The organism is Bacillus cereus group sp. BceL220 (genome assembly GCF_051776965.1).
In the GTDB taxonomy this organism is placed as follows: domain Bacteria; phylum Bacillota; class Bacilli; order Bacillales; family Bacillaceae_G; genus Bacillus_A; species Bacillus_A cereus.
The window spans coordinates 84,702-96,293 of the sequence record NZ_JBPWBC010000008.1; the positions used below are offsets into that span (position 1 = coordinate 84,702).

The window sequence follows — 11,592 nt, forward strand, 5'->3', positions numbered from 1 at the left end:
CTTTTCTATTTTATTTCCTATTATATTTAGTAACCGCATCAATCAACAGGGCCAGTTTGCATTTGTTTTATAATGGCAGCTTTCTATTTCAAAACAATAGGCAGCATGTATTCCATGCTGCTTTAGTTTATTTTTTCTAATATATTTGTAATAAATACGGTCTTACCCTCAATATAACTAGATCGATTTTTCGACTCTCTTGCTAACTCTTCCTTCAAGTTTCCATACTCATTAGCTACTTCAGTATGTTCACGAAGGTAATCTCGAAACGCTATATGCCTTCTCAACTCTTCACTATTTTTATCACACACATATAAATGATGTTCCATCCAAACTGTATTTCCCTCGTTCCATGGAACGAACATATCCTTTCTTCCAAACGCCTCTCTTCCTTTAAAGCTCCATTCTAACTGATGATAGTACCCTATCTTCTCAAGTTTTTTTACTACCTCATGAAAAATTTCGTACTCTTCTATTACAACATCAATATCTAGTATTGGTTTTGATGCAAGCCCTTTAACAGATGTACTCCCAACATGTTCAATGGATAAAATGCTGTCTTCCATCACATCGTTAATGAGAGTTTGTAGCTTATTAAATTCACTTTCCCATTTGATGTTATATTCTTCGATAGTAATTCTCTGTTTCAACGTATCCCTCTCCTCAAAAGCAATTATAATCTTTGAATATGGGTATCCTTAAAATCCGTCTCATATTTCAACCCATATCCAAACATTCGATCCATTCCAATATGTGCTGTCCATATTAAACCAATCATAATAACGGTATCTATCTTAAAATAGACACCTATTAGAACAATTAATATGGATATGATATATGTGTGACATACATTATATATTTTCGCACCAACGTGATTATTAATCCCATATGCTAACATTGATAGATCCGGCGCTAAAAGGAATACAAAAAATATAATCCAACTAAACTCATATATCGAATACATATAAATCGTGGCTAAAAATACAACCATTCCTTCAAGATGTACAATACGTTTTTGCATTATTTATCATTCCTATTTTTCTATATTTATTAATACATTTTCATCGCTAAAAGTATTCTTTGCATTCTTTGCATTTTTTGACCAGATGGTTGCTAATATTGGCCCTGCAATGTTATGCCATACTGCCGCTAATACACTTGGGAGTGCAGCAGCCGGTCCACAATGCAAAATACTTTCCAGCTATATTACTTATCGCTTCTAGTACTTTCATCCAATCAGCCCCTATCTTTTAATTGAAACACCTTATTCGGATTCAAAATATTTTGCGGATCAAGAGCTTTCTTTATTTTCTCCATTACAAATAATGCTGCCCCATGCTCTTCTTCTTGATACTTTCGTTTTCCGATTCCAACGCCATGTTCTCCTGTACACGTTCCTCCTCGTTTAAGAGCATACTGAACGATACTTTCATTTATTTCGTCTGCCTTCTTCACTTCCTCTTTATCATTTGTATCAATCATTAAGAGTACATGGAAATTCCCATCCCCAACATGACCGAGAATACCGCCAATAAGCCCTACTTTATCTAATACCTCTTTCGCATGTTGAATCGCTCCAGCTAATTCCGAAATTGGCACACATACGTCTGTACTCATTAGCTTTTTACCAGGGTAACTATGCACGTAAGAGTACGCTAAGTTATGCCTTGCATCCCACAGTTTATTTCTCGCTGCTGTTTCCATCTCAAACGCAATTTCTATACATTTATGATCAAGAACGATTTCTTTCGTAAATTCAATATCTTGCTTTAACCCTGCTTCATTGCCGTGAAACTCTAAAAACAGTGTCGGTTCTTCTCTGTAACTTGTTTCATTGTAATAATTTACTTGTTTCATAGATAATTCATCAACGAGTTCAATTCTCGCGATTGGAATACCTGCTTGTAATATGTTAATTACAGCTTCTACTGCATCATTTATAGTTGGAAACGATGCCCTCGCAGCCATAACATGTTCTGGTATACCGTATACTTTTAAAGTTAACTCCGTGAAACATCCAAGTGTTCCTTCTGATCCTACGAAAATACCATTTAAATGATAACCTGATGATGACTTCGCCGCTAAATTCCCGGTATGTATTACTACTCCATCAGCAAGAACAACTTCTAAATCTCGAACTTGATCACGCATTACACCATACTTTACCGCTGTCGTTCCGCTCGCATTTGTAGCAGCCATTCCTCCTAACGTTGCATCAGCTCCTGGGTCTACACTAAAAAACAATCCATACTTTTTCAATTCTTTATTAAGCTGAGAGCGCGTCACCCCTGGCTGTACTCTCACAAGAAAATCCTTTTCTCTTATTTCAAGTATTTTGTTCATAAGAGAAAAGTCCATTGTAATTCCTTTTTCGTAAGGAATTACATGTCCCTCTAAACTGGACCCTACTCCAAATGGAACGACAGCTGTTCCGTGCTGACTCGCTATTTTCATTATCGCGCTAACTTCTTCGGTCGTTTTTGGAAAAACAACTACATCAGGTAAACTACTAACGTGGTAAGATTCATCTTTACTATGTAACTCTCGTACTGTCATATTTATTACTACTCGATCTTCAGGAAGTATGCCTTTTAATTCATTTACTACATGTTCAATTGTTATTTCCATAATCAACTCTCCTTTTTAATTTTAAAACAAGTATACCATCTTTATACAAAATAATTAGAAAAATAAGATTATTTAACCTGAACATACAAAAAAGAACCTGCAGCACACGCTACAAGTTCTTTTTCACTACATTTTAAACGATTTCTTTATTAACAACATAAACCAAATTAAAGTAACTGCCATCAACGAATGAGAAAACCCTACAATATAAGTTAACCCTTTAAAGTCAGCTCCATTTAACTGAAGAAGCCCTCTCGCTGCTAGCGAACCTAACATTAATGTTAATGCAATGTTATGTAAAACAAACCACTTATTAAACCCTTGCACTTCATGAAACGCGAATACTTTTGCTAATCCTAAAGCAATTAAAAAGAAGAAAAAGCCAAGTACAAGTGTATGTGTATGCAAAAGATTTAACAAAGTAGATCCTAAAATCCCTTTATACTTACCATACTCCCTAGCGAAAATCCCTGATAATAAACCTATAATCAAATACGTAAACGATGCATTATATAATTTCTTCATTATATACCTCCTTGAGTAGAATGTGTAGTGTGTCATATTTAGTAATAATGATAGTTATATAGTAAAAACTCCTAGTCACCTAGGAGTCATTGTATAAGCATCTCACTCTTTACACTCAATCCTAATTATAAAATATCTCTCTATACAAAACAAACGAACTTTATGTGAACAAACAAAGCCCCATTAAAATATGTTGCACTTTTGTTTTACACAATCCATACTAATTGTTATAACTTTTTAAAGGTGGTGTAATCATTGATAGTTCTTGAAACCGAACGTCTTAACCTTCGTTGGTTTGATATAAAAGACGCTCCTTTTATTCTGGAGTTAGTAAACGATCCTGCATGGATTCAGTTTATCGGTGACAAAGGAGTTAGAAACTTAGAAGATGCAAAAAATTATATTGTAAACGGTCCCATCGTTATGTATAACCAACTCGGATTTGGCCTTTACTTAGTAGAACGAAAAGAAGATCTCACTCCACTTGGTATGTGTGGCCTTATTAAAAGAGACTCATTAGAAGACGTTGATATCGGATTTGCCTTTTTAGAAACATTCCGTTCAAAAGGATATGGCTACGAATCAGCTTCTGCGATAATCGAATACGGTGTACAAAAGCTCGGCATGAAACGAATTGTAGCAATTACTTCTATAGATAACATCGCCTCAGGAAAGCTTTTAGAAAAAGTAGGATTACGATTTGAGAAAATCATTTCAGGGTCTGGAGAAGATTTAAAATTATTTGGGTATAACGCATAGTAAAGAAGGTCGCCGTGAATGGCGACCTTCTTTACTATTTTACTGATCTCGTAATAATATTTTCCTACACATTGAGATTGCTTGTTGTATAAGGAAGCCTTTCTTTTTTCCATGCAAGAAATCCTCCCTTTAAATTCACTACTTCCTTTATACCAGCTCTTTGTAAAATACTAGCTGCTATAGCGGAACGTAATCCGGTTCGACATTGCAAAACTATTGGAAAATCTTTCGGTATATAATCTAGTTGTTCAAATAGATTACCTAAAGTGATATGTATTGCATCATGAAGGTGTCCTTCCTCCCACTCTTTTTTACTACGCACATCGATAACCTTAACGCTTCCACCTTTTATATGCGGATATAATTCAATCGATGTTTTTTCTTTGTAACTTTCAAATCTATCAAGTCTTTGTATTACTTTTAAGGGTGAAAAAGCAATAATATTATCTAACTCAATAGATTCAAATTCTCTAATAACTGCCTCTATTTTAACCTTTTCCTCATCTAGAATTATTAAAGTTTCTTTTTTATAATCTAATAACCATCCACACCAAGTTGTGAAAGAATTGTTATAAGGTATGTTAATTGACTTCTCGATATGACCTGCAGCAAAACTCTCTACATCCCTTATATCAACTATTTGATGAACGCTCTTCAAAATTTCTTGAAGTTCTTCTACTGTATTAATAGCAGTACTTTTTCTCTTCTTACGAATTGGCGGACCATACTTATTTAAATTCTTCATTAATGAAAAATACTTTGGAGGCTCTGGCTGTCCCGTCAATAAAGTCGATATAAAATCACTTTCTTCATTACACTGAAATGCCCAATTGAACATCTTTTCATAACCTAATGTAGAAGTTGGAATTGCTCCTAATGCTTTTCCACATGCGCTTCCCGCACCATGTGATGGCCATATTTGCAAATAATCAGGAAGTATTTTTATTTTTTGTATAGAATCAAATAATTGTTTCGCTCCTATTTTTGCAGTATCTTTCATACCGACAGCAGTTTCTAATAAATCCGGCCTTCCTATATCTCCTACAAATATAAAATCACCTGTGAATATCCCTATCGGCTTATCATTCGTATAATTATTTTGACTTGTATCAGTTACTAAAAAAGAAATACTTTCAGGCGTATGCCCTGGGGTGTGAATTACATTAAATTTTATATGACCTACTTTAAACTCTGTGCCCTCTCTAACCAATTTGTATCGACCTTCGTTAAGATATTGATATTTCCAATCACAATCTCCTTCATCAGATACATATAAATTTGCATGGTAAAGATTAGAAAGTTCTCTAGACCCAGAAAGAAAATCAGCATGAATATGAGTCTCAGCCGCAGCAATTACTTCCATCCCCTCTTTCTTAGCAAATTCTATATATTGTTCTATATAGCGACTAGGATCAATAACGATCGCTACGCCTTCTTTCTGACAACCAACTAAATAGGAAGCATGAGCTAATTTTTCATCATAAAAATATTTTAAAAGCATAACTATTCCCTCCGAATACTTATTTCAAATTACTTTTCAATTTTTACAACTACTCTCTATCTTTCCTTACATAATCCCTTTCAACATTAAATTCCAATACATATATGGCAACATATATCTTTTAAGTAAAAACATACTATACCGTTCTTTCGCTTGATTAAATGGAAACGTTTCTTGTGGCTCATGTTCATAGTTAAATTCAGCGAGTATAAGACTTTTATACCCTGTAACAATCGGACATGATGTATATCCATCATATTTAGCCTGCAAGTCTCTTCCGTTAAGTACGTCCATAATATTTTGTTTTAAGACAGGTATTTGCTTTCGAATTGCTGCTCCAGTTTTAGAAGTAGGTAAATTGGTACAATCTCCAAGTCCGAAAATATTTTTATGTTTTACATGCTGCAAAGTATAAGGGTTTATATCTACCCATCCCTGATAATCACTTATTTCACTCTCTTTAATAAAATTAGGTGGCCCCATTGGTGGAACAACATGTATCATACTATATGGTATGGTTTCTCTTTTCAGCGTTTGCGTATCTTCAAAAATTGCTTCTCTCTTTTCGGCGATAATTTCTACTAAGTTTTTATTATAATTCGTTATAATTTGCTTTCTTTCTAGTACTTGTTCTAAAGTATTTGCATATCGTGGAACCTGAAATATGTCAGTGTTTGCAGAATAAAACATTACTTCACTTCTGTTTCTTACACCACTATTACAAAAATACTCCTCTGCTAAATACATAATTTTTTGTGGAGCACCACCGCATTTAATAGGAGTATTAGGGTGGGTAAAAAGCGCATTTCCTCCTTTAAATTTTTCGATTTCTCTCCAAGTAGAATCAACATATGTATAAGAATAATTGCTACATACCCCATTAGTCCCAATAGATTCTTTTAAGCCTTTAATACCTTCCCAATTTATTTGTATACCAGCTGCTACAATAAGAATTTCATACTCAAGCAGCAGTCCGTCATCTAACAGTATCTTATTTTCATCCGGAAATAACTTAACAACACTTTTAGGGATCCACGTTGCCCCTTTTGGAATAAGCGATTCTTGATCACGCATTGTACTTTCCTTTGAAACAATTCCTCCCCCCACTAAACTCCATAGTGGCTGAAAATAATGTTTTTTTGACGGATCAATAATCGCTATACTTTCTTTCAATAGGGGGATATTTCTTAATAAATGTGCAGTAGAAGATATTCCTGCAGTCCCAGCACCAATTACAATAATTTTATAAGTATCTCTGGTCTTCATTATCCTCTTCCTATCTAAAATTGATTTTTAATTAACTAATTAGTAGCTGTATTTTCATCCTAGTAACATTATTATAATTTAAAAACACCATGTATTTATTTGATTAAAATGAAAATTTTGTTAATTTAACCATCAATATTACTTTATGCGTAAATCCCCTTTGTTACTTCCATTTTTTATATTTCTCAATGCTAGTCTTTGTCCTATCTTACTTTAATCACAGTTTCTCTCTACGCCCCAGGCTATCTTTAAAGACCCATATGATTTCATATGTAAAAAAGCCCCTTTTATATCTAAAGGAGGCTAAGGATTATTCTTATTAAGCTAACACTTTGAGGTATCCCTAAAACAAAAATTTTATATAACTACAACCATTATTTATGAGAATTCAGGTCATTTTTTTCTTTTTGAGGAACAATGAATTTCTTCGGTTGATGGGCATGGATTAGTCAATATATGTTGTAAAAACTGAACGGCTGATTTATTAAACCGTTGATTCAGCCCTTCCAGACTAATGAGTACTTCTGTGGATGCTTCTAAACAGCTAGATGACTGAGCTAAAGAGATTGTAGCGATATTTTGACTCATCCATATATATAAAGCGACTAAATCTTTTGCTTGGTTCTTACTGGTTCGTTGTACAAAACCAGCATCTCCAGCAAGAACCCGTAAGACATTTGGAGATAGGACACTCTGAATCCCTTGAACAAATAGTTGTAATTTATCAGACACAGACATAAAAAACGCCATCCTTTCCCATAATTCTACAGAAAGAATAGCGTACTTTTACACTTTAAAGAAGAGTAAGAGAAACAACCAAAAGAAAAGTAGATATTTAAAAAGGATTTTGAATACTTGATACAATAAAAATCTAAAAATTGTTATTCTTTCTGAATGTTACTTAACCCTTGTTCTAATTCGTTCTCTGTTCCCTTTTCTAATCCTTTTACCAATTCTTTCTCTGTTCCTTTTTCTGTCTCTTTCTCCGCTTCTTCATTCTTCTTACTATACCCCTCTAACATTCCCACCAATATTTCTGTAATTATTGACATAGGTACACCCATATCCAATAACATTTTAAGAAATTCAAATATACTGAGACCCTGTGAGTTAATTGCATTATATTTGTTATTGATATGTTGTTCTATACTTTTTTCGGAAAGTTGATTATCCTTAGTCTTACTTTCAGGAATATATTTTTGATTATTGTTCACTATACGTGAAGTTGTAGTACTTAAAGATTTATTATTTAAAACTATAGTATTTAAAGGATAAAACCTGTTATTTATGTTTGAACTGATTTTCATCTCTCATTTTCCTCTTTCTTTTTTGATAAATTTAATATAAAAGTTCATCCCATATTGTTATATCCCATATCCATTTATTATAAGTATAATATAAATTTCTTTTAAACTGAATAGAACGTTATACATATATATTCTCTATTTTGCAATGCTTAAAAATCACTATAAATAGATAAAATTCCCTTCTTTTTTGTAGGAAATCTATAGGACTGAATTGAATTTGAATATGAAATATAAATTTATACATAAAAATACAATCTATTCTTATGTTTCGATAGAAAGAATAGATTGTATCTTTTCATTTAGGAGGTAGACGAAAGTCTTAGCTTGATAGCGATGGGGTACCACCAAACATTCATCAACCCAAGATTTTTAAAGTACCCCCAAACGAAAAATTTTCTTTTCTACAGTTAGTTATTTATGAGGATTCAGCTCATTTTCTACATTCTGCGAGTAATTATTTAATCATTTTCGTACTTCTGTTTGAATATAAATAAAATAAGTTCCATTCATCCAAAAAACACCCCTGATTTCCATTGTTCATAGGAAATCAGGGGTGTTTATCGGTATATAAACCTTTAAAATTATTAATAAGTCTTCTTTTAAAATATAAATGGTTAAACAGATGAAAGAACTTCGACTGTTATATTATCCCTTATTTCTTAAATACAGGTGCTATTTTATCAATGCGATTTGTCCAAATTCCACCTGTATAATCATCAGGAAGGCGTTTTATATCTTCAGATGAGTCAAATCCACTTGAAAACCCAAACCCATTTCCTCCTACAATGATAACTCTAGTATCTGCTTTATCCATTCGATTAAGAAAACGATTTGGCCATCCCCAAAGCCAAGGAGCTACTTTGTCTGGTATATGTAATTCTCCATGCTTCAGGCTTGAAGGTATGTAGCCAGTCCACCCTAATGCCATATAAGTAATAAGATCTTTTTTCATGGTCGCTTTTGACATTATTCGTAAACTAGGGATGCGCTCTTTTATTGCAGCAATTGGTTTATCGCCACCATATACAGTTAATTGATCAAGGCGCTTCGCTGGTAATTTCTTGAGGTAAGTAGCCAATTGGATTCCTTCATTTTCATCATCACTTTTAATATGAATAAGAAAAGAACGGTCTGGAAAATAGGTAAGTACTTCATCAAGTGTTGGCATAAGATTAGTCCCTTTGCCACGAAACGGGAATGTTTTACCCCCATCAGCTGTATAACCGTAACCAATATCAAGTGCTTGTAGTTCTTTTGTTGTAAAATCTCTTGTAACACCTTTACCATTAGTACGGCAATCAAGAGTCCAGTCATGAAAAATAACAAAATTATTATCTTTAGTTGGTTGAACATCAAACTCTACTAGATCAGCTCCAGCTTTAAATGCCGCTTCCATAGATGGAATTGTATTTTCTAAATAAGAATGTTCAGGTTTATTTATACGTTCTGCTGTACATGTATCGCTCTCAATCTCTTCCATGCTAAATGTTTGCGAAAGTCCTCGATGAGCAAGAAGAAGAGGAGTTCCATCGTCCCTCTTAGCAAAAAAAGAACTGTTATTTACATAAACAAATGCGAATAGGATAAGAATTATCCAAGTCGTTTTACGTTTCAATAACCTTTTTAGTTTGTTCATTGTATGCTCCTCTTAAATTTTGGTTGAAATGCCTTAAACAATCTTCGGCATTTAAATACTGGTAAATATTAAAGCCTATCTTATTTTTTCGCAATGGATATAATTGTTAATTAAAGGCTGTTACTATGATATAAAACGGGAGCAATAGAAATCATTTCAATAACCACTCAACCTTCAATAAGAATAGTTTTGAAAGATTTCTATGAGAATTTAATATAAATGGGTATTTGTAATATCCTATTATTTAAGAATCAATTTACTATATGTATATAATTATCTGACAGCATCTTAATAACCTTATTGAAGGATTAGAGGCCGTCTAAATATAACTGGATAATAAATTAACATCATACCTACAAATGAGCAAACTAAATAAAAAATAGCCTCGTATTTTATTACTAGAGAAATATTATTATCAATCTTTTTTTCATCTCTTTTATAAAACATTTTGAATAACACTCTATATAATAAATACCCAATAATTGCTCCCAGGGTGTTCATAGATAAATCATCAATATCTGTAATTCTATTATCTAGCAATTGACCTAACTCAATAGCCAATGAAAAACCGAATCCAGCATAGGCAGTACTTTTCATTCTTCTAAACTGCGGCCAAATAGTCGGTAATAAAAAACCTAATGGCATAAACAGTAAAATGTTTAAGACATAAGTAGTCATACCTTCAGAAGCAAATGGAATCAAGTTAATTTGATTTGCACGAATTAATGTTTCGTATCTACCTATGTCCCATATAGTCCCTATCTGCGTCACCTTATACACCAATGAAAGGTAGAATTGAAAAACATACACCCATAGAAAATGCTGAATAGATATATTTTTTTTCGTTTTAAAATAAAATCCAATTTGAAACATTATACAAAAAATAATAGTAAAAAAATAAGTATATAAATAATTAATCAAAACTCCTGAATGCATTTAAAATCTCCTAACTTTACATTGTAATCTATAACTTTGTCATTTTAGAATATAATTCAAGAACTGGTGGTCATAATCACCCCATCCATATTATTTACAGATATTTCACGAAATTCGTTCAATGGTATTTCAACGTCCATTGTCTTGTTTTGAAAAAAGCGATAATATGACATCGTATATTTTTTCCCCTCAATACTTGCTGAAATGCTCTCTTCTTCTTTTAAATAATTCAGGTATTCTTCCAAGGCTAAATTCATTTTTTACATAATCGTACTGTGAGGCAAACCGACATAGCGAATATGCCAAGGTTCATATTGAATACCTGTAACATCCGTTTTATCCGAGGGATAGCGTAAGATAAAGCCGTATTTCCAAGCATTTTTTTCTATCCACTTCCCTTCAGGTGCTCGGTCCATTTGCGTTAAGCCTAATCCTACATCAAGTGATAAACCGGAATTATGTTCACTATAACCTGCTGGTAAGGATAATCAGCCCCCATCTCATGGTAAAGTCCACTTTGCTCATCAAAGTCACGATAACTACTATTAATTAAAAATTGATTAACGCCTTCCTTTACAACATTATTAATCATCTCTGAAAATTTTTTGTTATTTATTTTGATAAATAAATATTTGTATTAAGCAGCCCGTATCCGTTTATCAATTCATTATGTTTAGATAAATTTACGATATCTGATTTCACACCCTCTTGGCGCATAGAATATTTACTGTTAATTAAGAGCAGATTCCCTTGATAGATGTGTTCTTTTACAATCTCTTTCTTTTGAATAATTAAGGTAGTCCCTGTATTATCTATGTTATCTTTGTGATTTTGATCATATTTTTGAACCTCTACTTTATTCTGAAAAAACAGTGCTTTATTCATGAAAGCAAAACCTAAGAGAAATAAAAATAACAATAAAAAACACCACTTCTTCATTTTCAGCTTCCTCCTTAAGCAAATGACTTGACGATAATGTCACGCTGATTCAACGCTGAAGATTTTGGATATGTAACTCTTAACGATTACTTTCT

General features: G+C 32.9%; 12 protein-coding genes and 2 pseudogenes. 1 reads left to right on the forward strand and 13 read right to left on the reverse strand.

Annotated elements, in window-relative coordinates:
• Positions 1 to 122: 122 nt before the first annotated feature.
• The 5 genes from ACS2FK_RS20585 to ACS2FK_RS20605 all read right to left on the reverse strand — a co-directional run bounded on the left by ACS2FK_RS20585 (position 123) and on the right by ACS2FK_RS20605 (position 3,153).
• The gene (locus ACS2FK_RS20585) at positions 123 to 650 is read right to left on the reverse strand and encodes a GrpB family protein (RefSeq protein ID WP_000813613.1); all 528 of its coding nucleotides are present in this window, start codon (positions 648 to 650) and stop codon (positions 123 to 125) included.
• Positions 651 to 673: 23 nt separating this feature from the next.
• Positions 674 to 1,021: a DUF4260 domain-containing protein gene (locus ACS2FK_RS20590; RefSeq protein ID WP_023522650.1), complete on the reverse strand. Its 348-nt coding sequence runs from the start codon at positions 1,019 to 1,021 to the stop codon at positions 674 to 676.
• 12 nt (positions 1,022 to 1,033) lie between these two features.
• A complete protein-coding gene (locus ACS2FK_RS20595) occupies positions 1,034 to 1,189 on the reverse strand; it encodes a bile acid transporter family protein (RefSeq protein WP_023522651.1) in 156 nt (51 codons plus the stop codon).
• Positions 1,190 to 1,236: 47 nt separating this feature from the next.
• Positions 1,237 to 2,628 carry an FAD-binding oxidoreductase gene (locus ACS2FK_RS20600; RefSeq protein WP_063548216.1) on the reverse strand — a complete coding sequence of 464 codons (1,392 nt, stop codon included), beginning with the start codon at positions 2,626 to 2,628 and terminating at the stop codon, positions 1,237 to 1,239.
• Between the two features lie 126 nt (positions 2,629 to 2,754).
• Positions 2,755 to 3,153: a DUF2871 family protein gene (locus tag ACS2FK_RS20605; RefSeq protein ID WP_000737896.1), complete on the reverse strand. Its 399-nt coding sequence runs from the start codon at positions 3,151 to 3,153 to the stop codon at positions 2,755 to 2,757.
• Positions 3,154 to 3,408: 255 nt separating this feature from the next.
• On the opposite strand from ACS2FK_RS20605, the gene ACS2FK_RS20610 reads away from it, so the two are divergent.
• Positions 3,409 to 3,912 (forward strand): GNAT family N-acetyltransferase, encoded by a 504-nt coding sequence (locus tag ACS2FK_RS20610; protein ID WP_063548218.1) that lies wholly within the window; start codon positions 3,409 to 3,411, stop codon positions 3,910 to 3,912.
• Between the two features lie 64 nt (positions 3,913 to 3,976).
• On the opposite strand, the gene ACS2FK_RS20615 is transcribed toward ACS2FK_RS20610, so the two are convergent.
• The 8 genes and pseudogenes from ACS2FK_RS20615 to ACS2FK_RS20650 all read right to left on the reverse strand — a co-directional run bounded on the left by ACS2FK_RS20615 (position 3,977) and on the right by ACS2FK_RS20650 (position 11,497).
• A complete protein-coding gene (locus ACS2FK_RS20615) occupies positions 3,977 to 5,413 on the reverse strand; it encodes an MBL fold metallo-hydrolase (protein ID WP_063548220.1) in 1,437 nt (478 codons plus the stop codon).
• A gap of 66 nt (positions 5,414 to 5,479) precedes the next feature.
• Positions 5,480 to 6,679: an FAD/NAD(P)-binding oxidoreductase gene (locus ACS2FK_RS20620; protein WP_063548222.1), complete on the reverse strand. Its 1,200-nt coding sequence runs from the start codon at positions 6,677 to 6,679 to the stop codon at positions 5,480 to 5,482.
• A 450-nt stretch (positions 6,680 to 7,129) separates the two neighbouring features.
• Positions 7,130 to 7,417, reverse strand: a pseudogene (locus tag ACS2FK_RS20625) (IS4 family transposase); the annotation flags it as partial.
• 143 nt (positions 7,418 to 7,560) lie between these two features.
• Positions 7,561 to 7,986, reverse strand: coding sequence for a hypothetical protein (locus ACS2FK_RS20630; RefSeq protein ID WP_063548226.1), 426 nt, complete (start codon positions 7,984 to 7,986; stop codon positions 7,561 to 7,563).
• Between the two features lie 652 nt (positions 7,987 to 8,638).
• Positions 8,639 to 9,622 (reverse strand): glycerophosphodiester phosphodiesterase family protein, encoded by a 984-nt coding sequence (locus ACS2FK_RS20635; RefSeq protein ID WP_063548228.1) that lies wholly within the window; start codon positions 9,620 to 9,622, stop codon positions 8,639 to 8,641.
• Positions 9,623 to 9,919: 297 nt separating this feature from the next.
• Complete coding sequence (locus ACS2FK_RS20640; protein WP_063548230.1) at positions 9,920 to 10,558, reverse strand: VanZ family protein; 639 nt, start codon at positions 10,556 to 10,558, stop codon at positions 9,920 to 9,922.
• A 263-nt stretch (positions 10,559 to 10,821) separates the two neighbouring features.
• Positions 10,822 to 10,983, reverse strand: a pseudogene (locus ACS2FK_RS20645) (D-alanyl-D-alanine carboxypeptidase family protein); the annotation flags it as partial.
• Positions 10,984 to 11,170: 187 nt separating this feature from the next.
• Entirely contained in the window at positions 11,171 to 11,497 is a 327-nt protein-coding gene (locus tag ACS2FK_RS20650; protein WP_404222579.1) for a hypothetical protein, read from the reverse strand.
• Positions 11,498 to 11,592 lie beyond the last annotated feature (95 nt).